Origin of the sequence: Nocardiopsis endophytica (assembly GCF_027706725.1) — a bacterium.
Lineage (GTDB): Bacteria > Actinomycetota > Actinomycetes > Streptosporangiales > Streptosporangiaceae > Nocardiopsis_A > Nocardiopsis_A endophytica.
Window position 1 is genome coordinate 1 of sequence record NZ_JAQFWQ010000048.1, and the last position, 24,981, is coordinate 24,981.

The 24,981-nt window shown below is 75.1% G+C and carries 25 protein-coding genes; 16 read left to right on the plus strand and 9 right to left on the minus strand.

Going from position 1 to position 24,981, the window contains the following annotated elements; translation table 11 throughout:
• The coding region (locus O4J56_RS16995; RefSeq protein ID WP_270686879.1) for an ROK family protein at positions 1–317 on the plus strand (317 nt) is incomplete at its 5' end.
• A gap of 108 nt (positions 318–425) precedes the next feature.
• Here the strand turns inward: O4J56_RS16995 and O4J56_RS17000 are convergent.
• On the minus strand, positions 426–953 hold the full coding sequence (locus O4J56_RS17000) for an ATP-binding protein (RefSeq protein ID WP_270686881.1): 528 nt from the start codon (positions 951–953) through the stop codon (positions 426–428).
• A gap of 273 nt (positions 954–1,226) precedes the next feature.
• Here O4J56_RS17000 and soxR point away from each other — a divergent pair, with 273 nt between their 5' ends.
• Complete coding sequence (gene soxR / locus O4J56_RS17005) at positions 1,227–1,721, plus strand: redox-sensitive transcriptional activator SoxR (RefSeq protein ID WP_270686883.1); 495 nt, start codon at positions 1,227–1,229, stop codon at positions 1,719–1,721.
• A 412-nt stretch (positions 1,722–2,133) separates the two neighbouring features.
• Here soxR and O4J56_RS17010 read toward each other — a convergent pair whose 3' ends face one another.
• Together O4J56_RS17010 and O4J56_RS17015 are read right to left on the minus strand one after the other, a co-directional pair.
• Positions 2,134–2,556: a VOC family protein gene (locus O4J56_RS17010; protein ID WP_270686884.1), complete on the minus strand. Its 423-nt coding sequence runs from the start codon at positions 2,554–2,556 to the stop codon at positions 2,134–2,136.
• A gap of 78 nt (positions 2,557–2,634) precedes the next feature.
• Positions 2,635–3,180 carry a hypothetical protein gene (locus O4J56_RS17015; protein WP_270686940.1) on the minus strand — a complete coding sequence of 182 codons (546 nt, stop codon included), beginning with the start codon at positions 3,178–3,180 and terminating at the stop codon, positions 2,635–2,637.
• A gap of 232 nt (positions 3,181–3,412) precedes the next feature.
• On the opposite strand from O4J56_RS17015, the gene O4J56_RS17020 reads away from it, so the two are divergent.
• Both O4J56_RS17020 and O4J56_RS17025 read left to right on the plus strand, forming a co-directional pair.
• On the plus strand, positions 3,413–4,378 hold the full coding sequence (locus tag O4J56_RS17020; RefSeq protein ID WP_270686885.1) for an alpha/beta fold hydrolase: 966 nt from the start codon (positions 3,413–3,415) through the stop codon (positions 4,376–4,378).
• The gene (locus O4J56_RS17025; protein WP_270686886.1) at positions 4,375–5,283 is read left to right on the plus strand and encodes an SDR family oxidoreductase; all 909 of its coding nucleotides are present in this window, start codon (positions 4,375–4,377) and stop codon (positions 5,281–5,283) included. The genes O4J56_RS17020 and O4J56_RS17025 overlap by 4 nt, the downstream gene beginning before the upstream one ends.
• Before the next feature lie 65 nt (positions 5,284–5,348).
• Here the strand turns inward: O4J56_RS17025 and rnhA are convergent, their stop codons facing one another.
• Positions 5,349–5,807, minus strand: coding sequence for a ribonuclease HI (gene rnhA, locus O4J56_RS17030; RefSeq protein ID WP_270686887.1), 459 nt, complete (start codon positions 5,805–5,807; stop codon positions 5,349–5,351).
• A 44-nt stretch (positions 5,808–5,851) separates the two neighbouring features.
• On the opposite strand from rnhA, the gene O4J56_RS17035 reads away from it, so the two are divergent.
• The gene (locus O4J56_RS17035; protein WP_270686889.1) at positions 5,852–7,168 is read left to right on the plus strand and encodes a cytochrome P450; all 1,317 of its coding nucleotides are present in this window, start codon (positions 5,852–5,854) and stop codon (positions 7,166–7,168) included.
• A gap of 90 nt (positions 7,169–7,258) precedes the next feature.
• Here O4J56_RS17035 and O4J56_RS17040 read toward each other — a convergent pair whose 3' ends face one another.
• On the minus strand, positions 7,259–8,482 hold the full coding sequence (locus O4J56_RS17040; RefSeq protein ID WP_270686891.1) for an NAD(P)/FAD-dependent oxidoreductase: 1,224 nt from the start codon (positions 8,480–8,482) through the stop codon (positions 7,259–7,261).
• A gap of 313 nt (positions 8,483–8,795) precedes the next feature.
• On the opposite strand from O4J56_RS17040, the gene O4J56_RS17045 reads away from it, so the two are divergent.
• Together O4J56_RS17045 and O4J56_RS17050 are read left to right on the plus strand one after the other, a co-directional pair.
• On the plus strand, positions 8,796–9,632 hold the full coding sequence (locus tag O4J56_RS17045; protein ID WP_270686893.1) for an endonuclease/exonuclease/phosphatase family protein: 837 nt from the start codon (positions 8,796–8,798) through the stop codon (positions 9,630–9,632).
• A gap of 94 nt (positions 9,633–9,726) precedes the next feature.
• Positions 9,727–10,194, plus strand: a complete 468-nt coding sequence (locus O4J56_RS17050) for a hypothetical protein (RefSeq protein WP_270686894.1) — start codon at positions 9,727–9,729, stop codon at positions 10,192–10,194.
• Between the two features lie 18 nt (positions 10,195–10,212).
• On the opposite strand, the gene O4J56_RS17055 is transcribed toward O4J56_RS17050, so the two are convergent.
• On the minus strand, positions 10,213–11,187 hold the full coding sequence (locus O4J56_RS17055) for a zinc-dependent alcohol dehydrogenase family protein (RefSeq protein ID WP_270686895.1): 975 nt from the start codon (positions 11,185–11,187) through the stop codon (positions 10,213–10,215).
• 171 nt (positions 11,188–11,358) lie between these two features.
• Here O4J56_RS17055 and O4J56_RS17060 point away from each other — a divergent pair, with 171 nt between their 5' ends.
• From O4J56_RS17060 to O4J56_RS17085, 6 genes are read left to right on the plus strand one after another with little or no spacing between them, the layout of a single operon-like run.
• Entirely contained in the window at positions 11,359–11,835 is a 477-nt protein-coding gene (locus O4J56_RS17060) for an acyl-CoA thioesterase (protein WP_270686896.1), read from the plus strand.
• Complete coding sequence (locus O4J56_RS17065; RefSeq protein ID WP_270686897.1) at positions 11,832–12,581, plus strand: energy-coupling factor ABC transporter ATP-binding protein; 750 nt, start codon at positions 11,832–11,834, stop codon at positions 12,579–12,581. Before O4J56_RS17060 ends, O4J56_RS17065 begins: the two co-directional genes overlap by 4 nt.
• Complete coding sequence (locus O4J56_RS17070) at positions 12,578–13,225, plus strand: energy-coupling factor transporter transmembrane component T family protein (RefSeq protein WP_270686898.1); 648 nt, start codon at positions 12,578–12,580, stop codon at positions 13,223–13,225. The genes O4J56_RS17065 and O4J56_RS17070 overlap by 4 nt, the downstream gene beginning before the upstream one ends.
• Positions 13,222–13,803 carry a biotin transporter BioY gene (locus O4J56_RS17075; RefSeq protein ID WP_270686899.1) on the plus strand — a complete coding sequence of 194 codons (582 nt, stop codon included), beginning with the start codon at positions 13,222–13,224 and terminating at the stop codon, positions 13,801–13,803. Before O4J56_RS17070 ends, O4J56_RS17075 begins: the two co-directional genes overlap by 4 nt.
• Before the next feature lie 34 nt (positions 13,804–13,837).
• Positions 13,838–15,397 (plus strand): class I adenylate-forming enzyme family protein, encoded by a 1,560-nt coding sequence (locus O4J56_RS17080; protein ID WP_270686900.1) that lies wholly within the window; start codon positions 13,838–13,840, stop codon positions 15,395–15,397.
• A complete protein-coding gene (locus tag O4J56_RS17085; RefSeq protein WP_270686901.1) occupies positions 15,360–16,583 on the plus strand; it encodes a thiolase family protein in 1,224 nt (407 codons plus the stop codon). Before O4J56_RS17080 ends, O4J56_RS17085 begins: the two co-directional genes overlap by 38 nt.
• A 1,527-nt stretch (positions 16,584–18,110) precedes the next feature.
• On the opposite strand, the gene O4J56_RS17090 is transcribed toward O4J56_RS17085, so the two are convergent.
• Positions 18,111–18,851 (minus strand): SDR family oxidoreductase, encoded by a 741-nt coding sequence (locus O4J56_RS17090; protein WP_270686902.1) that lies wholly within the window; start codon positions 18,849–18,851, stop codon positions 18,111–18,113.
• A gap of 104 nt (positions 18,852–18,955) precedes the next feature.
• Here O4J56_RS17090 and O4J56_RS17095 point away from each other — a divergent pair, with 104 nt between their 5' ends.
• The gene (locus O4J56_RS17095) at positions 18,956–19,825 is read left to right on the plus strand and encodes a LysR family transcriptional regulator (RefSeq protein ID WP_270686903.1); all 870 of its coding nucleotides are present in this window, start codon (positions 18,956–18,958) and stop codon (positions 19,823–19,825) included.
• A gap of 415 nt (positions 19,826–20,240) precedes the next feature.
• Here O4J56_RS17095 and O4J56_RS17100 read toward each other — a convergent pair whose 3' ends face one another.
• A complete protein-coding gene (locus O4J56_RS17100) occupies positions 20,241–21,107 on the minus strand; it encodes an SCO6745 family protein (protein WP_270686904.1) in 867 nt (288 codons plus the stop codon).
• Positions 21,108–21,313: 206 nt separating this feature from the next.
• On the opposite strand from O4J56_RS17100, the gene O4J56_RS17105 reads away from it, so the two are divergent.
• Together O4J56_RS17105 and O4J56_RS17110 are read left to right on the plus strand one after the other, a co-directional pair.
• Positions 21,314–22,645: a DUF418 domain-containing protein gene (locus O4J56_RS17105; protein WP_270686906.1), complete on the plus strand. Its 1,332-nt coding sequence runs from the start codon at positions 21,314–21,316 to the stop codon at positions 22,643–22,645.
• 136 nt (positions 22,646–22,781) lie between these two features.
• On the plus strand, positions 22,782–23,990 hold the full coding sequence (locus O4J56_RS17110; RefSeq protein WP_270686908.1) for an MFS transporter: 1,209 nt from the start codon (positions 22,782–22,784) through the stop codon (positions 23,988–23,990).
• A gap of 225 nt (positions 23,991–24,215) precedes the next feature.
• On the opposite strand, the gene O4J56_RS17115 is transcribed toward O4J56_RS17110, so the two are convergent.
• A complete protein-coding gene (locus O4J56_RS17115; protein ID WP_270686910.1) occupies positions 24,216–24,923 on the minus strand; it encodes an SOS response-associated peptidase in 708 nt (235 codons plus the stop codon).
• Positions 24,924–24,981: the final 58 nt, after the last annotated feature.

Here is a 24,981-nt window from a genome sequence, read left to right on the forward strand (position 1 = left end):
CCGCCCACAACGCCCGAAACGGCGACCCCCGAACCCTCCACGCCCTCACCCAGGCCGGACACCGCCTCGGCCAAGGCTGCGCCATCCTCGCCAACCTCCTCGACCCCGCCGCCATCATCCTCGGCGGCTACTACACCGACCTCGCCCCCTGGCTCCTCCCACCCGCACGCACCACCGCCCGCGCCCACACCCACGCCCCACCCGAACACGACCTCATCCACCCCTCCACCCTCGGCCTCACCGCCGCCGCCAAAGGCGGAGCCGCCGCCGTCCTCACCGCACTCGAAGAAGGCCGCATCCCCCTCACCCCCGCCTGACCCCGCACACAAAAAACCCCGGGGCCACCACCCCGGGGAAACACACCACGCCCCCACCACAGCCGCCGCCGCGGCCCTCACCACACCACCATCAACCGGCCCCGGCGCTCACACCCCGCCACCCTCCCCCGAAGCCGCCGAACCCCCCTCCGCCCCACCGGCCACCAGCTCACACCACACCGTGTGCCCCCGCGGATGCGGCGGCACCGTCCCACCCATCCGCCCACCGCACAACGCACTCACGAACCCCAGCCCCCGCCCCGACTCCGCCTCGACCCCCAACGCCGCCCCCGACGCGATATGCGGCGCCGAACGCACCCCCGGCCGCGGACCCATGTCCCGCACCTCCAGGCACACACCCTCCACCGCCTGCCACAACGACGCCGTGAACACCCCGCCCGGCAACCCCGACCGCGAATGCCGTACCGCATTGGTGCCCAACTCGCTCGCACACAGCAACAGCGCCTCGGTCAGCGCCTCCGGATACCCGAAACCCCCCATCCGCAGATGCTGCGCCACCCAGTCACGCAACACCCCGATGCTCGCCGCCTGCCCCGCGAACGTCAGCTGATGGTCCGGCTCCCGCCGCCACACACCCGGACCCCCCGAATCCGAACGGGCCGTCAGCTCGTGCACGGTGTCGACTCCCCGGGGTTCATCAGGCGAGCGGGACGAACGGCCCCAGCGCGCGGCGGCGGAGGGCGGCCCACGGGCACACGGCCCCGCCGATCCCCGGAAACGCACGTCGACGCGGGGCTCGGGCACCAATATCGTCCAGCCACGAGGGCCGCGCAACCGGAATCGCGGAACTCGCGCCCCCCCGGGCCGCGACGGCCGCCCACAGGCCCGCTCCGCCCGGTGGACTACCCTCGTCCCCACACGGACGCGCACGGCGCAGGGAGGCGGCACGTGGCCCAGGAGGCCTGGAAGCGCAAGGAGTTGACCGTCGGCCAGGTGGCCGAGCGCAGCGGCGTGGCGGTGTCGGCCCTGCACTACTACGAGCGCGAGGGGCTGATCCACAGCCGGCGCACCGCGGGCAACCAGCGCCGCTACGCCCGCGACACGCTGCGCCGCCTCGCCTTCATCAAGGTCAGCCAGCGCGTGGGCATCCCGCTGGCACGGATCCGCACCGCCCTGGAGAGCCTGCCCGACGAGCGCACCCCCACTGTCGATGACTGGGCGCGCCTGTCCCAGCGGTGGCGCTCGGAACTCGACACACGCATCGACCAGCTGGTGCGCCTGCGCGACGACCTGAGCGACTGCATCGGCTGCGGCTGCCTGTCGCTGAGCAGGTGCGTCCTGTCCAACCCGCGCGACGAACTCGCCGAGGAGGGGCCGGGGCCGCGGCGCCTGCTCGCCCCGGGACTCAAGCACGACGAGGACGGCGAGCGCCAGGCCTGCTGATAGGGGAGGGGAACGGGCCCTCCACCCGGGGACGGACGGGACCACCAGGAACCCGGGACGCAGTGGGGTTACCGGGCTGGCCGCTTACCGGCCCGACCGATTCGATGGGCCCCCTAAGGCGGTACCGCCCTGTACGGCTCTGAGTCGGACTCTCGCGGGGGTTGTCGAGCGCTCTTCACAGGGTGAGGCGGGGCGCCCCGCGAAGCCCTGACCGAGGCCAGGAGGGCAGGCAGGGGGCACCTCCCGTCGCCACACCGACGGTATGTCCGCTATATCCGTTACACGCTCGGGAGCGCGCGCTTCAGAAGATGAGTGCGGCGTTAGCCGCACGATCTGGTTTTCGTTGTTGAGCGGAGTGGTTCTTTAAACCAACGCTGTCTTTACGACGTAGATTTTAGAGGGGGGAAGCGGCTCACGCCCCCTCCGATCCCCCCGACACGGCATCCCTGCGCACCCTCAGCGGGTGGTCGGCCGGCACCTCCACGATGTGCACCACCAGGCCGTCCGGGTCGCTCACCCGCATCTCGATCAGCCCCCACGGCTCCCGCCGCGGCTCGCGCATGATCACGCACCCGTGCTCCGACAGCTCCTGCTGAGTCCTGGTCGCGTCCTCCACCTGCAGCCACAGCTGCACCGCCTCCGGCTCCGGCCGCACCCGGGAACCCCCCGACAGCTCCAGGAACCCGCCGCCCAGGAAGAAGACCGTCCCCCACTCCCCTTCCCCGGTGGCGAACTCCCGGTAGACCGCCAGCCCCAGCACGTCCCGGTAGAACGCCAGGCTGCGCTCCATGTCGGTCGGCCTGATCACGAACCTGCTGCTCAGAACGTTCACCATGGACGCGACTCTAGGCCCCGTCCCCTCCTGGGCCCAGCGGCCACGGCGGCGTTCCCGGGCGGCGCCAATCTCCCCCGGCTAGCCGCGGCCGCGCATCGGCTCCAGCTTCGCCGCGTCCCGCACGCGCACCAGGCGCGTCGGACCCGGTCCCGGCGCCGGGGTGTACACGCGCACCAGGACGCCCGGCTCGGCCTCGGCCGCCGCCACCCAGCACATCCCGGTGGCCAGCACCACCGCCTCCACCGGGCGGCCGTCGACGGACAGCTCCGCCCGGGACCAGCGCGCGTCCTCGCCCAGCGACAGGGCGTCCCCGCCCTGCGGGTCGCGCATCCGGCGCTCCATCAGCGCCCGCTCGGCGCACAGTCCGCGCAGCGCGCGCTCCCCGGCCGCCTCCGGCCCGCCCCAGAGCCTCGTGGCGACCTCGACGTCCGGGCCGGTGTCCACCCCTTCGGGTGTGGAGCCGAAGTCGACCACCGCGCGCAGCGGCGTCCCGGCCACCGGGTCGGCCGTCACCGAGCTGACCCGCCCGGCCCGCTTCTCCCCCTCGGGCACGTACAGCGCGATCGCCGCGACCAGCCCCGCCGTGCCCTCGCCCTGACCGTCCGCACCGTCCGCCGTCTCCATCACCGGCGCATCCTACGGCGCCCGCCCGCGGCGCCGCCAATCCCCGGCACCGGCGCGGCCGCCCCTGCCCCCGCGGTACGCGGCGGGGACGCCGGGAGCCCACCGGAATCCGGCAAACTCTTCCAATGGCCATTGTCATGGTCTACGCTCGGGCGGCACACCGACCGACTCGTCGGTAACAAACCGTGCACCCCGACCCGCGCCCTCCCGCGGACGCCACCGAGGAGCCGACATGACCCCCCAACGGCACCAGCGCACCGTCGAATCCGCCGACGGCACCCTCCTCAACGTGGAGACCACCGGCCCCGACGACGGCCCCGTCCTCGTCCTGGTCCACGGCTGGACCTGCGCCACCCCCTTCTGGGCCCCCGTCGTCAACCGCCTCCCCCGCCACCTGCGCACCGTCATGTACGACCAGCGCGGCCACGGCGCCAGCGCCCGCCCCGCCACCGCGGCCGGGTACTCCGCCACCGCCCTCGCCGACGACCTGTGCGCCGTCCTGGAGGCCACCGTCCCCGCCGGCACCCCGGCCGTCCTCGCCGGGCACAGCATGGGCGGCATGACCATCATGTCGGCCTCCCGCCGCCCCGCCGTGCGCGACCGCGCCGCGGCCGCCGCCCTCATCAGCACCGGGAGCAGCCGCCTGCCCCACACCGCCACCGTGCTGCCCCTGGGCCCAGACGACAGCGCCCTCCGCGCCGCCGTCCACCGCGCCGCCCTCGGCGCCCCCCTGCCGCTGGGCCCACACACCCCCCTCACCCGCGCCGCCATCCGCTACATCACCATGGCCCCCGGCACCGACCGCCGCATGAAGCACTTCACCGCCCGCCTCGTCCACGCCATGCACCCCGCGGCCCGCGCCGGCTGGGGCAAGGTCCTGGGCACCCTCGAAGCCGACGAGGGCCTACGCGCCCTCGACGTGCCCACCACCGTCGTCCACGGCACCCACGACCGCCTCATCCCCTTCCCCCACGCCCCCCGCACCGCCGCACTCCTGCCCGACTGCCGCGCCCTCGTCGAGATCCCCGGCACCGGCCACATGACGCCCCTGGAGGCACCCGACCGCGTCGCCGACGTCCTCACCGACCTCGTCCGGACCCACCTGCCCGGCACCGCCGCCCCGGGCACCGGCGACGGCAAGGCGCCCCGCGGCACCAAGGCCGCCAAGGCCAAGCGCGCCCAGGAGGCCGGAGCATGAGCCGCACCCACCGCACCCTGCACGGCCGCACCGCCGTGGTCACCGGCGCCGCACGCGGCCTCGGCGCCCTCCTCGCCCGCAAGCTGGCCGACCAGGGCGTCCGCGTGGCCCTGGTCGGCCTCGAACCCGACGGGCTCAAGGCCGTCGCCGCCGACTGCGGCCCGCACGCCACCCACTGGGAGGCCGACGTCACCGACCGCGCGGCCCTCGCCGAGACCGCCCGCGCCGTCGAAGACCACCACGGCCGCGTCGACATCGTCGTCGCCAACGCAGGAATCGCCACCGGCGGCCCCTTCGGCGACACCGACCCCGACGCCTTCGACCGCGTCATCGAGGTCAACCTGATGGGAAGCATCGCCACCGCGCGCGCGTTCCTGCCCGCCCTGCGCCGCTCCAAGGGCCACCTGCTCCAGGTCGCCTCCCTGGCAGCACTCACCCCCGCCCCGCTCATGGCCGCCTACTGCACCGGCAAGGCCGGGGTCGAGGCCTTCATCCACTGCGTGCGCCCCGAGGAGTCCCTGCACGGCGTCACCGCGGGCGTGGCCTACCTCTCCTGGACCGACACCGACATGGTGCGCGGCGCCGACTCCGACCCGGCCCTGCGCGAACTGCGCTCCCGGCTCCCCTGGCCGCTCAACCTCACCCACCCCCTGGAGCCGGCCGCCGACCGGATCGTCGCCGGGATCGCCCGCCGGTCACCTCACGTCTACGGACAGGCGTGGCTGCGCGCCCTCCAAGGCGCCCGCGGCGCACTCCCCTCGGTGGTCGCCGCGTTCGGCCCCCGCGAGCTGCGCCGCCTCCAGGACCGCCTGGCCGCCGGAGCCGCCGACCGCGCCCACGCCGTCGGCGCCGGGGGCCGGGCCGACCTGGAGGCCCGCCGACGGCGCGCCGAACGCACCGGCTGAGCACCCGGCGCCCCACCGGCCGCGGGGTCCGGCCGGCCGCCCGCACCGCGTCCGGACCCCGCGCCTCACACCCCGGCGGCCTCGTCGCGCCCCTGGCAGGCCAGCGCGTCGGCCCGCTCGTTGCCCTCGTCGCCGGCGTGCCCCTTGACCCACCGCCAGTCCACCTCGAGCCGCCCCGCCGCCTCGTCCAGCCGCCGCCACAGGTCGGCGTTCTTCACCGGCTCCTTGGCGGAGGTGAGCCACCCGTTGCGCTTCCAGCCGTGCACCCACTTCGTGATCCCGTTGCGCACGTACGTACTGTCGGTGTGCAGCACCACCGGAACCGTCCGGGTCAGGCTCTCCAGCGCCATGATCGCCCCCATCAGCTCCATCCGGTTGTTCGTGGTCTCCCCCTCACCCCCGTACAGCTCCTTCACGTGGCGCCCGTACCGCAGCACCACGCCCCACCCTCCCGGCCCCGGATTGCCCTTGCACGCCCCGTCGGTGTAGGCCACCACCGCGCCGGGCATCTCGTTCATCGGCATGCCGCGCAATCTACCGCCGCGGCCGGAACGCCCCCAGGAGCACCATGCACCCCACCCCCCGATACCTCCCCGGCGAGATCCTCGGCGCCCTCTACCGCCGCAAGGGCCCCGTCATCATGGCGACCGCCGGGACCGCCCGCTACGCCTACCTCCTCGGCCCCGAGGCCAACCGCTTCGTCTTCGCCAACTCGCACCTGTTCCGATGGCGCGACGCCTTCGCCGCCCTCGTCCCCGTCGACGGCCCCACCTCGCTCATCGTCAGCGACGGCCCCGACCACCGGCGGCGCCGCCGCCTCGTCCAACCCGCCCTGAACCACCGCACCGTCCCCGCCTACATCCCCCGCATGGCCGCCGAGGCCGACCGCGCCATCGACGCCTGGCACCCGGGCGCGCACCGCGACGTCCACCGCGACATGCGCGCCGCCGTCCGCGCCTCCACGCTGCACTCCCTGTTCGGGCCGCGCCTGGCCGACGACGCCGACTTCTTCGGCGACCGCCTGCAGCCCCTCCTCGACCACGTCGACCGCCTCCCCCAGGCCGCCGAGCTCCACCGCCGCCTGGGCTCCCCCTCCTGGCGCCGCGCCCGCGCCGCCCGCGGCGAGGTCGACGCCCGCATCCACGCCGAGATCGCCCGCGCGCGCACCCGCGGCCCCGACCAGGACCCCGACGTCCTCTCCCGACTGGTCCACGGCCGCGACGCCGACGGCGCCGGCCTGTCCGACACCGAGGTCCGCGACCAGGTCGTCTCCCTGATCGCCGCGGGGTACGAGACGACCAGCGCCGCGATGGCGTGGGCCGTGCACGCCACCGCCACCGTGCCGGGCCTCTGGGACCGGGCCCGCGACGAGGCCCACGAGGTGCTCGGAGACGCTCCCCCGGACGCCGACACCCTCCCCCGCCTGGGGCTGCTGCGCGGAATCGTCGACGAGACGCTGCGCCTGTTCCCGCCCGCCGTCATCAGCGCGCGCTCGGTCGCCGAGGACTTCACCTTCCACGGGCGCCGCATCCGTGCCGGGACCATCCTGCTCTACAGCCCCTACGTCACCCACCGCCTGGGAGAGCTGTGGCCCCGGCCGCTGGAGTTCCTGCCCCGCCGGTGGGACCCGGCCGACCCGCTGTACCGGGCCCCCGCCCCCGACACCTACCTGCCGTTCTCCGCGGGGCCGCACCGCTGCATCGGCGCCCAGATGGCCACCACCGAGCTCACGGTGATGCTCACCCGGCTGGTGCAGCGCACACGGCTGCGCCCGCTCGTCGCGGACCCGCGTCCGGCCGGCTTCGCCTCCATGCGCCCCCGCGGCGGCCTCCCCGCCCGCATCATCGAGGTCAGGGCCCCGGCCACGGAGCACGCCCCGGCCTGAGCAGGGCCCGAGAGCGGCCTGAGACAGGCGCGCAGCGCGAGTGGCCGTCGGCGGAAGGGGTCGCCGACGGCCACAGGGGCCACAGGGGCTTCAGGGCCGCGCGGCGGCCGGGGCCGAAGCGGTGCCCGAGGGTGCCTCCATGGCCTGCACGGCGCGGAGCCGCCGTGCGCGCTCAGGCCCGCCGGAGATCTTGTGCAGCCGGTAGGACCCGGGGGCGCGGGCCTCGTCGGCCATGTGCCTGACGGTGCCCAGGCACACCTTCTCCTTGACCGTCGCCCCGAGGCGGCCGCGGATGTGGAGGCCGACCGCCACGTCGTGCCGGCGGGAGAACTGGAAGATCCCGCCCTGCCGCCCCAGGCTGATGCACTGCCCGGCGAACGCCTGGTTGAGCGGGGCGGGCCGCTCCCCGTCGATCCTGCCGAGCACCGTGTCGGCGGCGCGCGCCCCCAGCGGGAGCGCGGCCTGGCAGCTCATCCGCAGCGGCATCCCCGACGGCGCCGCGGAGTCCCCCGCGGCGACGATGCGCTCGTCGTCCACGCTCGTCAGGGTCTCGTCGGTGAGCAGGCGCCCGTCCTCGTCGGTGCTCAGCCCGCTGCGCGCGGCCAAGTCCGGCACGGCGAACCCGGCGGTCCAGACGGTCACCCGGCTCGGGACCTCCCGGCCGTCGTCGAGCCGGACGGCGTCGGCGGCGACCTCCACCACGGTGGCGCCGGGGCCCTGCAGCACCGTCACGCCGAGCTCGGCCATCCTCCGGGCGACCGTGCGGCGGCCGCGGCGGTGCAGGTAGGGGCCCATCACCTTGCCGCACACCAGGGTGACGCGCCGCCCCTGCTCGGCGAGTTCGGTGGCGGCCTCGATCCCGGTCGGGCCCGCCCCCACCACCGTCACCGGCGCGGACTCGGGCGCGTCCTGGAGCGCGGTGCGCAGCCGCTGCGCCTCCTCCAGGCTCGCCAGGGGGAGCGCGTACTCGGCGGCCCCAGGGACGTCCGGGGCGGCGCTGCCGCTGCCCACCGCGTACACCAGGCGGTCGTAGTCGACGGCGGCGCCGCCCGCCAGGGTGAGGCGGCACTCGGCGGCGTCGATCCTCTCGACGGTGCCGACCACCGTGCGCACGCCGGGGGCGAGGACGTCGCGGTAGTCCCGGAAGGCGTCGTACCCGCCCCCGGCGTGCTGGTGCAGGCGGATCCTCTCGACAAAGCCCGGACGCGGGTTGACCAGGGTCACGGCCACATCTTTCCGCCCGGCCAGCCGGTTGGCGGCCATGACGCCGGCATAGCCGCCGCCGATCACGACGGCCTGGGTCGTCTCGGTCATGGTGTCCTCCCTGTGCCTTAGGGGTTCGACCTCAAGACGCCGGGTGCCCGCCCCCTGTGACACCGCTGTGGGGCGCGCCACGTCCACGGTGAGCCGTCGCCGGACGCCTCTTCCCGAACGGGCCATGGAGGTGAGGGCGGCGTAGCCGCTCCATATGAATTGAACAGACGGAGGCCATTCCACCTACCGGCGGCCTTATAACGTAGATTCACGCCTGTCCCCCGCGCGCTGCACACCCCCGCCGGATGGGCGGTGTCCGCCATGGACCACATGGTCCAGGATGCTCCTGCGAACCTTTGGAAAGGCGGCAGTAATGCGCGTGCTGACATGGAACGTGTGGTGGCGTTTCGGCCCATGGGAGGAACGGCGCGAGGCCATCCTCGCGGTGTTGGGAGATCTGCGCCCCGATGTCATCGGCCTTCAGGAGATGTGGGCCCGCGGCGGGGAGAACCTCGCGGAATGGCTCGCGTCCCGGCTCGGCATGTACTGGACGTGGGCGGCATCCCGCGCGCCGGAGCGGTGGCAGGCCCGGATCGGGGACTCGACGGTGGACATCGGCAACGCCGTCCTGAGCCGCTGGCCCATCGCGGAGCAGGACAGGATGGAGCTTCCGGCGCACGAGGAGGACGATGACGGCCGCCTGGCGCTCTGCGCACGCATCGACGCCCCCGCACACCGGGTGCCGTTCTTCACCACCCACCTCACCTCGGCCATCGGCGCCTCCGCGACACGTTGCCGACAGGTCGAAGCGCTCGCCGCATTCGTCGCGGAGCACAGCCGTGGAACCGACTTCCCGCCCGTCGTCACGGGCGACTTCAACGCGTTCCCCGACTCCGACGAGGTACGACGGTTCGGCGGCTACAAGACGGCCCCCGCGGTCCCCGGCCAGGTCCTCCTCGACGCGTGGGAGTACGCGGATCCGGCACAGCCCTCAGCGACGTGGAACACGGCCAACCCGTTCGTCGCCTCCGGATTCGGACCCAGTGTCCGCATCGACTACATCCACACCGGCCCACCGGGCCCTCAAGGCCTCGGCTCCGTGAGCTCCGTCCGTCGCGTGGGCGACGAGCCCGTGGACGGCGTGTGGCCCTCCGATCACGCCGCCGTCCTCGCGGACCTGCGAGCACGCGGCCCGCGCCTTCCGTCGTGACGGACACCGCCCCCTAGGCTTGGGGGTCCTGGCCTCCCAGCACCGTTAGGACGCCCCCGTGCCCGCCCCGGCATCGCAGCCCACCGTGCGCCGCATGCGCACGCTCGCCCTCCTGGAATGGCTCAACGCCCTCGTCATCTTCCCCGCCGTGGCCTGGATCTGGCACATGCCCCCGTCGGCGCCCAACCTCGCCGGATTCGGGCTGCTGGTGCTGCTCCTCGTCGAAGGCGGCGCCTACTGGTGGCTCAAGTACCGCCAGCTCCTCACCGGCCGCCGCCTCCCCCACGGGCTTCCCGCCTTCCGCATGCTGCGCACCGCCAACCCCCTCCTCCTGGCCGCCGGGGCCGTCACGGTCGCCGCGGGGTCCGCCTCCGGCGCCCCGTGGACGCACACCTGGCCGGGCGCCGCGCTGTGGGTGTTCGCGGCCGTCGAGCACGCCAACTACTTCCATTGGCAGCTCTCCCAGGGCACCCGCGCCGACTGGAGGCGTCTGCGCCGCGCGAAACGGCTCCGCCCCTCCCACCTCGCCCTCGACCTGGCCCGGGACCGCGCCCGCCGGTGATCGCGGCACCGCCGGCCGTCACGGCAGCAGCAGCACCTTGCCCTTGCCGCCGCGCTCCTGGGCGGCCAGGACCGCCTCGCGCACCCGCTCCAATGGGAACGACGCCTGCACCCGGGACGCCGCCGCCCCCTCCAGGACCAGCCGCCCCGCCTCGTCCAGCGAATCCTGCACCTCGTCGCGCGGCGCGGTGTGCACCCAGTCGCGCAGGCGGAACAGCGCGATGCGCACGTCGGGACGCCTGCGGGCCAGGTCGCCCGCCAGCGGCAGGCCCGACAGCAGCCCGTAGTGCACCAGGCGCCCTCCCGACCGCAGGGACAGGGCGAGCCGCCCGCCCTCCTCTCCCCCGACCGCGTCGAAGGCCGCCTGGGGCCCACCCCCGGTGAGCCGCGCCAGCTCCTCCGTCCAGCCCGGCCGGTCGGTGGCCACGGCCCCCGCCCACTCCGGGCCCGAGACGGCCGGGCGCGAGGCGTCGCCGCGCACCAGCGCCACCGGCCGCACCCCGCGCCGGTGCAGCAGCCGCGCCAGCATGCCGCCGATCGCCGACCCGGCCGCGTTCACCGCGACCGGCCCCGCCCCCGGCCCCGCGGCGTAGGCCCGGACCATGCGCACCGCGGTCAGCGGGTTGATGTAGGACAGCGCCGCCTGCTCGTCGGTCAGCTCCGGCAGCGGGCGGAAGCACCAGCGGGCCTCGGCGGTCTTGACCTGCTGCCAGGCGCCGGGGCTCCCGATGGGCAGCACCCGCTCCCCCTCCCGCAGCCCCTCCACGCCGGGCCCCACGGCGCACACCCGTCCCACGCCCTCGAAGCCGGGGATGTGCGGCAGGGGCGTGCGGGAGGGGTAGGCCCCGGCGATGGTCACCAGGTCGGAGGGGTTGACAGCGGCCGCCGCCATGCGCACCTGCACCTCCCCCTCCCCCGGCGGGCGGGGGGTGTAGTCCTCCACTCCGACCGCCTCGGCGGCCGGGCCGAAGCGGGTGACGACGGCTCTGCGCACGCGATTCCCCTCCCCGGGGGCCCAGTGCCCCCCGGTGCTCGTAGTCCGCACCCCAACGTAACGACGGCCAAGGCCGATCGGGTACACAGGGAGTGGCCCCGCCGGTGCGCGGCCGGGCCGCGACCACGAACAGGGCGCCCCGGCCGGGCGCCCGGCCGGAGGATCCCGACCATGCGCCTACGCGTCCCCTTCTCCGACGTCGACATGCACGGCAACATGCACAACGGCCGGTACGTCGCCTACGCCGAGGACGCGGTCAACGAGTTCCTGCGCGAGGCCGGGCTCAGCGCCCTGTTCGACCCGGCGTCGTCCCGGGCGGCCTACCACGTCAAGAAGGTCGAGGTGGTCTACGAGCGGCCGCTGCGCTTCGGCGACCCCGCCGAGATCGCCGCGCACGTGGCGCGCATCGGGCGCACCAGCCTGACCTTCGCGGTGGTCGCCCGCAACGAGGAGGCCCCCGAGGGGGCGGCCGCCGCCCGCGCCGAGGTGGTGTGGGTGTGCGTCGACCCGAACACCCGGCGCCCGGTCCCGGTGCCCGAGCCCACCGCCGCCGCGCTGCGCGCCGCCTCCCGGCCGGAGGACGGCGGGGACGGCGCGCACGGCCGACCGGACTCCGCCACCGCCCAGGACGGGCAGGGGCGGCCGTGACGGCGCCCGCCGGCCCCGCGCCGGGCGCCGCGCCCGGAGAGCGGCCGAGCGCCGCCGAGGCGCCCGCCCCGGTGATCGAGCTGCACGGTGTCAGTGTCGGCTACGACGGGCGGACGGTGCTCAGCGGGCTCGACCTGCGCCTGGCCGAGCGGCGCATCGGCGTGATCGGGCAGAACGGGTCGGGCAAGAGCACGCTCGCACGGCTGCTGAACGGGCTGGTCGTGCCCGACGAGGGACGGGTGCTGGTCGACGGCCGCGACACCCGCACCGACGGGCGGCGGGTGCGCTCCGAGGTCGGCTTCGTCTTCCAGAACCCCGACAACCAGATCGTCTTCCCCATCGTCGCCGAGGACATGGCCTTCGGGCTGAAGAACCTGGGGCTGCCCAAGAAGGAGATCCCCGGGCGGGTGGCCGAGGCGCTGGAGTCCTTCGGCATCGGGCACCTGGCCGAGCGGCACAGCCACCTGCTCAGCGGCGGGGAGAAGCAGCTGGTGGCGCTGGCGTCGGTGATGGTGATGCGCCCGCGCACGGTGGTGTTCGACGAGCCCACCACGCTGCTGGACCTGAGGAACCGCAACCGCATCCGCGACGCGGTGGACGCCATGGCGCCCGCGGCCGTGGTGGTCACCCACGACCTGGAGCTGGTGTCCGGCTACGACCGCGTGCTGGTGGTGCATGAGGGCGGGATCGCCTTCGACGGGGCGCCCGGCGAGGCGGTGGCCTGGTACAGGGAGCACTGCTCGTGAACACCTCCCTGTACGTCCCGGGGGACACGCCCCTGCACCGGCTGCCCGCCGGGGCCAAGTTCGGCGTGCTGTTCGCCGCCGGGATCGGCCTGTTCCTGCTCGCGCACCCGGCGGTGCTGGGGGCGGCCGCGGCGGTGGCCGCCGCCCTGGTGCTGTCGGCGCGGGCCCCGCTGGGGGCGCTGCGGGCGCGGCTGCTGCCGGTCGGGGTGATGCTGGCGGTCCTGTTCGCCGCCACGGCGCTGCTGCAGGACGCGGGCACGGCGGTGGCCATGCTGCTGCGGCTCGCGGCGCTGATCCTGCTGGCGCTGGCGGTCACGCTGACCACCCGGCCGGCCGACCTGCTGGAGTTCTTCGAGCGGCTGACCGCCCCGCTGGCACGCGTGGGGGTGGCGAACCCCGAGCGCATCAGCCTGGGCGTGTCGCTGGTGCTGCGGTTCGTCCCCGAGGTCTTCCGCCGCTTCCAGGAGATCCGGGAGGCCCAGGCCGCCCGGGGCTTGAAGGCCAACCCCGTCGCGCTGCTCGTCCCGCTGATCGTGCGCACGCTCAAGGCCGCCGACGACGTGGCCGACGCGATCGACGCGCGCTGCTATCCGCCCCCGCGCCGCCCCTCGGGCGGCGCCCGCACCGAGGAGAACGCCACGTGAACCGCCGCCAGGAACGCGGGATCACCACCCGGGACGTCGTGCTGGTCGCCCTGTTCGCCGCGATCATCGTGGCGCTGGGCCTGGTCCCGCCGATCACCGTCGGCATCGTGCCGGTGCCCATCACCCTGCAGACGCTGGGGGTGATGCTGGCCGGGGCGGTGCTGGGGCCGGTGCGGGGCGCGCTGGCCTGCGGCCTGGTGGTGCTGCTGACCGCGGTCGGGCTGCCGGTGCTGGCCGGGGGCCGGGGCGGGCTGGGCGTGTTCGCCGGCCCGACCGGCGGCTACCTGGTGGGGTGGATCCCCGGGGCGCTGGTGACCGGGCTGATGGTGAAGTACTGGGCGGCGAAGCTGACCCGCGGGTGGGCCAAGGCCGGCGCGGTGCTGGCGGCGTGCGTGGCCGGCGGGATCGTCGTGGTGTACGCGCTGGGGATCCCGTGGCTGTCGGTGAGCAGCGGCCTGCCGCTGCGGGAGGCGGCGCTGGGCGGCATGGTGTTCGTGCCGGGCGACCTGATCAAGGCGGTGGCGGCGGCGCTGGTGGCGCACGGCGTGGCCCGGTCGTACAGCATGGAGCTGAAGTGAGCCGGGGCGCCCGCGCCCTGTCGGGGGCCGCGCCGTGCCGTTGAGTGCGCGCCTGCTGGAGCACGCCCGGTCGCGTCCTGAGCGGGAGGCCCTGGTCGTGGCCGGGGAGCGCGGCGGCTCCATCGGCTACGGCGAGCTCGCGCGTCGGGCGGTGGCCGTCTCCGCGGTGCTTCGCGAGGTGTCCGGCCGCCGCGACGGGCTGCTCGCCGTCGGCGTGGGGAATTCCCCGCTCTTCGCCGAGCTGTTCGCCGGGGCCACCGCCGGGCGCGGGCGCTGCGCGGTGCTCGATCCGGCGTGGCCGCGCGCACAGGCCGAGGAGGTGCTGCGGCGGCTGCGCCCGGACGCTGTGGCCGCGGACGGGGCGGGGGCGATCGCCGAGGCCGCCCGCGCGCTCGGGGTGCCGGTGCTGTCGGCACCGGGCGGCGGGGACGGGCGCGACCCGCGCCTGGAGGAGGCGCTCGGAGCCGCCCCGGAGGACGAACTGGTCCCCGGACCCGGCGAGGCGCCGTTCCTGGTCGGGTTCACCTCCGGCACCTCCGGGCCGCCCAAGGCGTTCCACCGGACGCGGGGGTCGTGGCGGGCGAGCCTGCGCCACGGGGGCGAGGTGTTCGGCGCCCACGCCGACGACCGCACGCTGGTCCCGGGCCCCCTCTCCCACGGGCTGGGGCTGTACGCCCTCACCGAGGCCCTGTACGAGGGCGCGTGCTGCATCACGCTTCCCGGGTTCGACGCCGACGCGGCCCGGCGGGCGCTCACCGGTCACCGCGCCACGCGGCTGGTGGTGGTGCCGACCATGCTGCGTGGTCTGGCCGACGGCGCCCCCGACGACGCCCCGGACAGGGGCGTGTTCACCGACGTCGAGTGCGTGGTCAGCAGCGGCGCCCGCCTGGACCCCTCGACCATGCGCCGGTCCATGTCCCTGTTCCCGCGCGCGCATGTGCGCGAGTACTACGGCGCTTCGGAGCTGAGCTTCGTCACCGTGCGCCACACGCCGCCCGGGGCCGACCCGGCCGCAGAGCCCGGGGCGGTGGGGCACCCCTTCCCCGGCGTCGATGTCCAGGTACGCGCGGACGACGGCACTCCCCTGCCTCCCGGCCGGACGGGCACGGTCTTCGTACGGGGACCGCTGGCCTCGTCCGGCTACCTCTGGGGCGACGACGGCCGCGCCTTCCGAACGGACGGCGCGTGGGCCACCGTCGGTGACCTGGGGCGGCTGTCCGAGGACGGGGAGCTGCACCTGGCGGGGCGCTCCGGCGGCATGGTGATCACCGGCGGCCACAACGTCTACCCCGGCGAGGTCGAAGAGGCGCTGGCCGGGCTGGAGGGCGTGGACGAGGCGGTGGTGCTCGGCCTGCCCGACGGCTATCTGGGGCAGGTGTTGGCGGCGGTGGTCTCCGGCCCCGGCGCCGAGGGCCTCACGCAGGCACGGCTGCGCGCGGACTGCGCGGCGCTGCTGCCCCGGTACAAGGTCCCGCGCCGCCTGTGGGCGGTCCGGGAATGGCCGCTCACCCGCAGCGGGAAGGTGTCCCGCGCCGTTCTGGAGGATTGGATCGCCCATGGTGACGCCCGGCTCGTCCCGCTCCCCGATGCCTGAGGACCGCCGCCCGGTGGTGCTCGCCGCGCTGCGCACCCCGGTGGGGCGCGCGGGCGGGACGCTGGCGCGGGTGCGCGCCGAGGACCTGCTGGCGCCGGTGCTGCGCGCGGTGCTGGCCGAGTCGGGGGCGGACCCCGGGGACATCGACGACGTGGTGGTCGGCAACGCCGCCGGGGGCGGTGGCAACGTCGCCCGGCTGGCCTCGCTGACCGCGGGCCTCCCGGTGGGGGTGCCCGGGGTCACCGTGGACCGCCAGTGCGGGTCGGGGCTCGAGGCCGTGATGCAGGCGGCACGGATGGTCGCGGCGGGGGCAGGGGACGCCTACCTGGCCGGCGGTGTGGAGAGCACGAGCACCGCGCCGTGGCGGGCCGAGCGCCCCGACCGGCCGACGGGCATGCCGCGCTTCTATGCGCGGGCGCGGTTCTCCCCTGAGGAGGTGGGCGACCCGGAGATGGGCGAGGCGGCGGAGAACGTCGCACGCGCCTTCGGGGTGACCCGGGAGCGGCAGGACGCGTTCGCGCTGCGCAGCCACCGGCGGGCGGTGGCTGCGGCCGCAGAGGGCAGGTTCGCGGCCGAGATCGTTCCCGTGCCCACGCGCGCGGGCAGGGTGGAGAGCACGGTCGAGCAGGATGAGTGCCCGCGCCCGGACACCTCGCCCGAGGCACTGGCGCGGCTGCGCCCGGTGTTCGCTGAGGACGGGACGGTGACGGCGGGCAATTCGTGCCCGTTGAACGACGGCGCGAGCGCGATGCTGGTGACGAGCGCGGCCCGCGCCCGCGCACTGGGGGCGCGCACGGCGCTGGGGTTCGTGGACGCGGCCTCGGCGGGCGTGGACCCGAACCTGTTGGGGATCGGCCCGGTGGAGTCGACGCGCCGCCTGGTGGAGCGGGTCCCGGGTCTGGACGTGCGGGCACCGAGGATCGAGTTCAACGAGGCCTTCGCCGCCCAGGTGCTGGCGAGCCTGGACGAACTGGGCATCGACGAGGAGGCGGTGAACCCGGACGGCGGGGCGATCGCCTTGGGCCACCCGTTCGGGGCGTCGGGGGCGATCCTGGTGACGCGCCTGTACAGCGCCCTGGTCCGCGAGGAATCGGCGGGTACGGGTGCGGGCGCGCAGGGGTTGGCGATGCTGGGCATCGCGGGCGGATTGGGGCTGACGGCCCTGTTCGAACACGTGGAGCTGTAGCTGTTCGATTCCTGGCCGAGCCGAAGGCCGCCAGGTCCCGGGGTTCGACCTCCGACTCATCCAGATCAGGGGCCCTGTCAACATCGTCGTCTGCCGGGCGTGCGCATGGTCACCGGGGATGGCAGCGACGGCCAGAGCAGGGCGGCTCCCGGGCCCTGCCTGCCGTCCGGCAGGCCCCCTCGCGGTTCAGATCGGCGGGCGGCTGAGCAGGTACCCCACTTGAGGGCCCCGCCCGGGCGGAAGACCCCCGAAGTGCAGGGGAGGAAAGCAGCGACGACGAAGGCCCACAGCCCTCCCGGCAGCGCTGTCGGCCGCAGCGCGTGTGCGTGGTCCCCGTGGTTGGCGGCGACGGCCCGAGCAAGGCGGCTCCCGGGCCCTGCCTGCCGTCCGGCAGGCCCCTCGCGGTCCGGGTGGGCGGTGCGGCGGGCGGGGTTCGCGCTCTCCGTCGCCCGGGGCGTCCTCCGGACCCGCCCGGCGAACCCCAGCAGACTCGTGACCTGCACGAACACTCCGCGTTAAGGGCGGGGAGGGGCGGGAAGCGCGCTCCGCGACACTCGCCAAGACCCCGGAGCGACGAACACGGCGACACCAGAACGGGATTCGGGAACAAGATGCCCGGTTCATCCCTGTTTGTGTGGACCGGGTCGCCACCCGGGGCGTCGGCACGGCCACCCGGCCGCGCACTCACGGGGCACGATAGGCCGATATCGACTACACACGGTGATGCCGGGGCCTGTAAACGGCCCCGGTGTACTGTTTAGGGGCCTTCTGGAACCGAATCCCGTTCTGGTGTCGCGATGACCGCACACCCGCACAGCCCGCGGAGCCACTTCGGGCGTCGAACAGGGCGCCGGAGGAGCCCGGCGCCCTCCGAGCCGGGCAAACCGGGCACCGTGCCGGTATCGGCTCGGCCAGAACCCGCTTTCCGGGCGCCTCGGGCATCCCGGGGCAACTTGGGTGGTGAAACCGACACCTGATCAGCCCAAAAGCGTCGATTTCACGACGCAGGATGCCCGGACCCCTCTACCACTGTCTCGTATGCCCGGTATGCGCCGCTCGGACGGCCCTCCCTGCGATGATCTCGACGGAAGTGCTGTCAAAACCACCGAAATGACAGCACCCTTGTCGAGATCATCGCCGGGCAGGGGCGCACTGCGGGGGTGGGGCGCCACGGGCGCGGGCGAGCGCCCGACCTCCTCACCGCGCCGACTACCCGGACCGCGAGGGACCCGCCGCTCGGCAGACGGGGCCCGGGAACCGCCCGGCTGTCGCCGTCGCCGCCACCAACGCTGACCACGCACACACACCGCTCCCGACAGTACTGCGGCACGGGCCGCCGACCTGCGTCGTTGCTGGTCCTACGGTCCACCGGTCGGCCGGGGTCCGTGAGCGGGCTCCGGTCGTGTCCGGTGGAACGGTGCGTTTCCGCCCCCTGACCGGCACGACCGTTGCCTCCCCGCCCAGGGGGCCGGTGCGGCTTCGGACTCGTCGGCTTCTCGGGCGGCGCTTCGCGGCCTCAGTAGGTGGTCACCAGGGGATCTCCCCGTCGTCGTTGAAGAACCCCCCGGAAGGCCCGTCGTCGGGGAGGGTGGCCAGGCGGACGCCGATCGCCGCCCCCTGCTGCGGCGTGCGCACGCCCCGGTGGCCGTTGAGGTCGGTGGCGGTGAAGCCCGGGCAGGCGGCGTTCACCAGGATCCCGGTTCCCTCCAGCTCCTTGGCGTACTGGACGGTCACGGCGTTCAGGAACGTCTTGGACGGGGCGTAGGCGATGGAGATCGGCCCCGTCTCGGCGCCCGGAGTGGACTGGTTCGTCAACGAGCCCACGCCACTGGAGATGTTCACGATCCTCGGCGCCCGCGAGCGGCGCAGCAGCGGGAGCAGCGCGTTGGTCATCCGGATGACGCCGATGACGTTGGTCTCCACCACCGACCGCACCATGTCCAGGTCGGCGGAGGTGGGCGTCTGCCCCGCCATGCCCCCGGTCACGGCCGCGTTGTTGACGAGCACGTCCAGCCGCCCGGCGCGCCGTTCGATCAGCTCGGCCGCGGCCTCGGCGTCCGCGTCGTCGGTGACGTCGAGCGGCACGCCGAAGGCGTCGGCGCCGTCCGCCCGCAGCTTCTCCACGGCCCGCTCGCGCCGCCCGGCGTCGCGGGCGCCGACGCCCACGCTCCACCCGAGCGCCCCGAGCCCGGCCGCGATCTCGTACCCGATCCCCTTGTTCGCGCCGGTCACCAGCGCGACGGTCTGTTCTGTCCCCTGTTCGGTCATGGGCCCGATCCTCGCCCCGGAGCCCGGCGGGGTTCCAACACCGATCGGGTGGGCTCCGATACCGCACGGGTATCGGAGCCGGTCGCCTCGGATACGGTGGCGGCGTGGAGACGCGGGAGATGCGCTATTTCGTCGCCGTGGCCGAGGAACTGCACTTCGGGCGTGCGGCCGAACGGCTCGGGATCGCCCAGCCGCCGTTGTCGAGGGCGATCCAGCGGCTCGAACGGCGCCTCGGCGCGGCGCTGCTGGAGCGGTCGGGGCGCAGGGTGTCCCTCACCGCGGCCGGGGCGGTGCTGCTGGAGGAGGGGCGGGCCGCACTGGCGGCGGTCGAGGCGGCCGAGCGCCGCACCCTCCGCACCGCGCGGGCCGCCGCCGGCCGACCCGCCCTGGTCCTGGCCACCAAGGCGGGGGCGACCGGCGACCTGCTGGCGGCGCTCCTGGACACCTATGGCGCCGACCCCGACGCGGTCCCCGTCGACGTGGTGCTGTGCGGGATCGGCGAACAGGCGCGGCTGCTGCGCGACGGTACGGCTGACGTGGCACTGCTGCACCGGCCGTTCGACGGCACGGCCGGGTTCGACACCGAGGACCTGCGCACGGAGGGCCAGGTCGCAGTGGTCCCGGCGGGCCACCCCATCGCCGACCGCCCGTCCGTGACGACGGCCGACCTGGAGGCCCTGCCGGACCTGCCGCTGCCGCGCTGGCCCCTCCCGGACGGCTCGTACCCGCCGGGGCCGGGCCCCGAGGTGCGCGAGCCCACGCAGCTGCTGCAGTTCATCAGGCTCGGGCGTGCGGCGGCGATCCTGCCGGAGTCGGTCCGGTGCCAGCTGGTCGACGCGCTGGACGCCGTGCCGGTGGTCGATGCGCCTCGTGTGACGACGGTGATCGCCTGGCCCGCGCACAGCCGCTCCCCCGCCGTCGCCGGGCTGGTGCGGGCGGCGACGCGGCTGTCGGAGCCCCAGCCGTCGGTCTGAGGACCGGCCCACCGCGACCTGCAAGGGGCAGCCCTGGGCCCGCTTTCGCCCCGGAGTGGTGGAACCCTCCTCGACCGCGAACGCCTGTGGTGGGCGGCCGGTCGCACCCGCAGGCGGTCCGCTTGTCGGGACCCGACGCCGGACCGACCCCCGCCCCAGAGGCGTCCCCCTTGGGCTGACCTGGTCGGGCGATGGCTGCTCCGCGCAAGTTCCATCCAGCCGGGTCCGCCCGATGGTCATGGCCCTTGGGCGAACCCGGCCCGTCCTCGGATCGTGTTCCGTCGGGTGCCGGAACCCTCCTCGGTCGCGACCGCCCTCGGCGGGCGGCCGGTCGAGCCCTCCACGTCGGGTCGGTGCCGTCCAGGCCCCGTCACCGACGGGACGACCCGGCCGCCCCCGCCTCCTACCTCGCCCCCTACCGCTTGGGGGACCACGGGAGCAGGGCCTTGCCCACCTCCTTGGCCAGCGGCCCGCCCAGGCGCGCCAGCTCCGTGCAGCCCTCCTCCCCCAGGGCCGCGTACGGCGCGGCGGCCAACCGGTCGGTGGCGGCCTCCAGCTCCTTCCGGTGCTGGGCCCCCTCCTCGGTCAGGGCCAGCTCGTCCTTGCGCACCAGGCCCTTGTCCCGGAGCCGCTCGACCGCCGCGTCCCACTCCTCCTCGGGCCAGGCGCGGCTGACCGTCAGGAACTTCACCGGAAGGTTCCCCACCGCCGCGTGCGCGACCAGCGCCTCCAGGCCGCTCGTGCCCTGCGTCATCAGCAGGGCGATGTGCCCGTCGCCCCGGAACTCGCGCAGCAGGGTCTGGGCGTGCCACAGCACCAGGTGCGGCTCCTCGGGCCAGGGGAGGGAGGCGTGGGCGGCGAACAGCGGGCGGCCCTCCGGCCGCTCCGCCGCGGCCTCGGCGGCGGTGCGGGCCAGCTCGGCCGCCCGCCGCACCTCCGGGGAGTCCACCCGGTCGCCCAGGACGCGCCGCAGCGCCGCGTCCATTCCGTCCAGCCGCGCGCGCAGGTAAGCCTCCGGGGAGGCGGCCTCCCAGACCGCGGGCACCGCCTGGCGCACCAGGTCCGGACAGAAGTTGTAGAAGGTCGCGATGACGACCTCCGCCGGGACGGCGCCCATCGGTGCGGCGCGCCCGCCGAAGTAGGAGTACCGGGGGTGGGCGCCCAGCTCCTCGTAGTTCTTCTGGACCTCCGGGGCGAAGTAGGCACCGGAGTGGTAGCTCTCCAGGGACGCCCACGCCTTGCGGGCCAAGGCCGGGTCGATCCCGTGCGTGGCGTTGCTCATCAGGCCGCCTTTCCCGCGCCTGCCGGGGCGCAGAGGGGTTTCGGAAGGGCGCTCCGACCCTACCGAGCGGCGTTCGGGGAACGGCCCAGGGGTCGGGACGATCCGACTTTCGGCCGACGCCGACGCGGGCGCGTCGGTCCGCCGTCGCACGGGCCCATACCGACGCCCGATGCCCGACGGCGTCGCGCGTTCCTAGCGTCGGTGCCATGTCCGCTCCATCACCTGTGCCCGGCCCGAAGGAACCACGCGACCCGCGGAACGGCGGGCGGGACGACGCCCCCTCCCCGCGCGGGCCGGTCCGCGCCTCCGAGCGCGCGCTGGCGCCCGACCTCGCCCGAGGCGCGATGCTGCTGCTGATCGTCCTCTCCAACACCGCCTTCCACCTGTGGGCCGCCGAGCACGGCCCCTCCGGGTGGCACCCGGTCGACGGCACGCCCCTGGACGGCGCCGTGCAGTTCGCCATGATCACCGCGCTGGACCTGCGCGCCTACCCGCTGTTCGCGTTCCTCTTCGGCTACGGGATGATGCGCCTGTACGAGCGGCAGGTCGCCCACGGCGCCTCCGGACGCGCGGCGTCGCTGCTGCTGACGCGCCGGAGCCTGTGGATGGTCGCCTTCGGCGCCGTCCACGCCTCCCTGCTCATGGCCGGGGACATCGTCGGCGCCTACGGCGTCACCGGGCTGGCCCTGGCGTGGCTGCTGATGCGCCGCTCCGACCGCGTCCTGCTGGGCGTGGCCGCGGTGCTCGCGCTGATCGCCGCCGTCCCCGCCGTGCAGGGCCTGTGGGCCCTCGCCTCCGAGGGGCTGACCGGGATCACGTCGACGGTGCCGCCGGAGGCCCCCTCGACCCACTTCTATGCCGCGGGTGAGGCCGACTGGGCCGCCGCCGCCCGGACCCGCATCACCACCTGGCTGTTCGTCACCGCCGCCGGGTCCCTGCTGGGCGTGACCAGCGTGGCGGCGATGGCGACCGGGATGTGGGCCGCGCGCCGCCGGGTGCTGGAGGAGCCCGGCCGCCACCTTCGGCTGCTGCGCTGGACGGCGGCCGTGGGCGTGCCGGTCGGCTGGCTGGGCGGGCTGCCGTCGGCGCTGGTGCACGTCGGCGTCCTGCGGGCCGCCCCGGCGGCGATCGCCGAGGAGGGTCCGCTGCCCGCGCTGCAGTCGGCCACCGGGCTCGTGTGCGGGCTGGGGTACGCGGCGCTGTTCACCCTGCTGGCGCACCTGATCGCGGCGCGCGGCGGCCCCGGGCGGGCGGCCGGGGCGGTCGCCGCGCTCGGCAAGCGGTCGCTGTCGGGCTACATGGCGCACTCGCTGCTGTTCGCCCCCGTGCTCGCCGCGTGGGGGCTGGGGCTGGGCGCCCATCTGGGGAGCGCGTCGATGGCGCTGTTCGCCACGGGGGTCTGGCTGGTCACGGTGGCGGCCGCCTACAGCCTGGAGCGCGCGGGAAGGCCCGGCCCGGCCGAGGCGCTGCTGCGCCGCCTCACCTACGGGCGCCCGGTCCGCGCGGGTGCGGGTGCGGGTGCGCGCGGCCGGGTGTGACGCGGCGGCGCCCCGGGCGCGACGACTCTCACACCGCTGATCCCGGCGAAACGGAAGCGCGCCACGTGTGAAGGGTGTTGGCTGGGCCAGGGGCGTCTCGTGCCCCATCATCCGACGACCCGAGAAAGGGAGCGCCTTGCCCATCGCACTGCTCGCCCTGGCCCTGGGAGGCTTCGGGATCGGCACCACCGAGTTCGTGGCCATGGGCATCCTGCCCGAGGTCGCCGAGGACTACGGCGTCTCGATCCCCACCGCCGGGTACATGATCTCCGGGTACGCCCTCGGGGTCGTGATCGGCGCGCCGGTCCTGGCGGCCGTGGGGGCGCGGGTGGACCGCAAGCACCTGCTCATGGCGCTGATGGGCGCCTTCACCCTCGGCAACCTCGCCTCGGCGCTGGCCCCGAACTTCGAGTTCCTGCTCGCGGCGCGCTTCCTGACCGCCCTGCCGCACGGCACCTTCTTCGGCGTCGGCGCGGTCGTCGCCGCCTCCCTGGTGCCGGTCACCAAGCGCGCTCAGGCCGTGTCGCTGATGATCGCCGGCCTGACCGTGGCCAACATCGTGGGCGTCCCCCTGGGCACCGCCGTCTCGCACGCCTTCGGCTGGCGCGCCACCTACCTGCTGGTGACGGCCGTGGGCGTGGTGACGCTGCTGGCGCTCGCCGCCTGGGTTCCCTCGCAGAAGCCGCACCCGGGCACGTCGGTCCGCGCCGAGCTGGGCGCCCTCAAGCGCGGGCAGGTGTGGCTGGCCCTGGCGGTGGGGGCGGTCGGCTTCGGCGGCATGTTCGCCTCCTACAGCTACATCTCGCCGATGATGACCGACGTCGCGGGGTTCGGCGCGGGCGCGGTCACCCTGATCCTGGCGGTGTACGGCGTGGGCATGACCCTGGGCAACCTGGTCGGCGGCCGGGCCGCGGACCGCTGGTCCCTGATGCCGACGATGTACGTGTGCATGGCCGCGATCGCCGCCGTGCTGCTGCTGATGCACGCGGTCGCCTCCTACAAGGCGCCCGCGGTGGCGGCGGTGTTCCTGCTGGGCTTCGCCGGGAGCGCGCTGATCCCGTCGCTGCAGATGCGGCTGATGAACGCCGCCTCGGACGCGCCGACGCTGGCGGCCGCGCTCAACCACGCGGCGCTGAACATCGCCAATGCGGCCGGCGCCTGGCTGGGCGGGCTGGTCATCGCCGCCGGGTACGGCTACACGGCGCCGAACCTGATGGGCGCGGGCCTGGCGGTGGTCGGCCTGGGCCTGGCGCTGGTGTCGGGCCTGCTGGACCGGCGCTCGCCCGGCGGGGGCCCAGGCGCGGGCGCCGTGCGGGGCGCCGCCGAGCCCGCGCACGCGCACTGAGGCGGTCCCCGCCGCCGGGGCCCGGCCCGCCGACGGGGTCACGACCTGCGACGCCGAATGCGCTGACAGCGTCTTTGGAGTGAGGTCGCTTCCATCCGCCCCGGTCGGACCGCCCCGTGTCGGCCCTGGGACGGGGCCCGGCCCGCCTCTGAGGGCGAGACCGGCGTCCTGCCCTCGGCGGAACACCGTCCTCGTCCGTCCCTTCGCCCGCGTCTCCGGACCGGCTCAACCGACCTCGGTCAGCAGGGAGGGGTCGTTGTTGCGCGGCGAGCCGACCGCCCCGCCCACGCGCCGGGGCACCAGGTGCGGTTCGGGCACGGCGTCGAGGATCTCCCGCACCCGCTCCTTGGCGGTGGCCTCAGGGTCGAGCCAGTCGCCCACCATGTCCATCGGCAGCACGACCGGGGCGCGGTCGTGGATGCGGCCCAGGGAGTCGGAGGCCGGGCGGGTGAGGACGGTGCAGGTCCACACCCAGCGGTCCGGGTCGTCCCCGCCGATGTCGGGGTCGGCCCACCGCTCGTAGAGGCCGGCGAAGGCCAGCGCCTCCTCATCGGGCCCGTGCAGGTAGTAGGGCACCTTGCCGCCGCCGGTCTTCTGCCACTCGTAGTAGCCGTCGGCCGGGAGCACGCACCTGCGCTTCGTGGCGGCCGCCCGGAAGGCGGGCTTGTCGGTGACGGTCTCGGAGCGGGCGTTGATCAGCCGGGACGCCATCTTCCTGTCCTTGGCCCACACCGGCAGCAGCCCCCAACGCACGTTGCGCATCTCGCGCACGGCCGCCCCGCCGTCGCCGCCCGCATCCTCGCGCACGATCCGCACGTGCTGCGTGGGGGCGATGTTGTACGAGGGGGCCAGGGCCTCACCGACGCGCCGCTCCACGTCGAAGAGCAGTCGCAGTTCATGGTCGTTCCGCGCGCTGACGTAGCGTCCGCACATCGTCCTGCCGCCCCTTCGTCGCACGGGTCACTGGGGACCGGGAGGCGAAGGGTACCCC

Bases quoted from the DNA above. Each gene is read 5' to 3' on its own strand.
- O4J56_RS17010 (WP_270686884.1), bottom strand. From the start codon at position 2,556: ATGGTGAACGTTCTGAGCAGCAGGTTCGTGATCAGGCCGACCGACATG.
- O4J56_RS17015 (WP_270686940.1), bottom strand. From the start codon at position 3,180: ATGGAGACGGCGGACGGTGCGGACGGTCAGGGCGAGGGCACGGCGGGG.
- O4J56_RS17020 (WP_270686885.1), top strand. From the start codon at position 3,413: ATGACCCCCCAACGGCACCAGCGCACCGTCGAATCCGCCGACGGCACC.
- O4J56_RS17025 (WP_270686886.1), top strand. From the start codon at position 4,375: ATGAGCCGCACCCACCGCACCCTGCACGGCCGCACCGCCGTGGTCACC.
- rnhA (WP_270686887.1), bottom strand. From the start codon at position 5,807: ATGCCGATGAACGAGATGCCCGGCGCGGTGGTGGCCTACACCGACGGG.
- O4J56_RS17035 (WP_270686889.1), top strand. From the start codon at position 5,852: ATGCACCCCACCCCCCGATACCTCCCCGGCGAGATCCTCGGCGCCCTC.
- O4J56_RS17040 (WP_270686891.1), bottom strand. From the start codon at position 8,482: ATGACCGAGACGACCCAGGCCGTCGTGATCGGCGGCGGCTATGCCGGC.
- O4J56_RS17045 (WP_270686893.1), top strand. From the start codon at position 8,796: ATGCGCGTGCTGACATGGAACGTGTGGTGGCGTTTCGGCCCATGGGAG.
- O4J56_RS17050 (WP_270686894.1), top strand. From the start codon at position 9,727: ATGCGCACGCTCGCCCTCCTGGAATGGCTCAACGCCCTCGTCATCTTC.
- O4J56_RS17060 (WP_270686896.1), top strand. From the start codon at position 11,359: ATGCGCCTACGCGTCCCCTTCTCCGACGTCGACATGCACGGCAACATG.
- O4J56_RS17085 (WP_270686901.1), top strand. From the start codon at position 15,360: ATGGTGACGCCCGGCTCGTCCCGCTCCCCGATGCCTGAGGACCGCCGC.
- O4J56_RS17090 (WP_270686902.1), bottom strand. From the start codon at position 18,851: ATGACCGAACAGGGGACAGAACAGACCGTCGCGCTGGTGACCGGCGCG.
- O4J56_RS17100 (WP_270686904.1), bottom strand. From the start codon at position 21,107: ATGAGCAACGCCACGCACGGGATCGACCCGGCCTTGGCCCGCAAGGCG.
- O4J56_RS17105 (WP_270686906.1), top strand. From the start codon at position 21,314: ATGTCCGCTCCATCACCTGTGCCCGGCCCGAAGGAACCACGCGACCCG.
- O4J56_RS17115 (WP_270686910.1), bottom strand. From the start codon at position 24,923: ATGTGCGGACGCTACGTCAGCGCGCGGAACGACCATGAACTGCGACTG.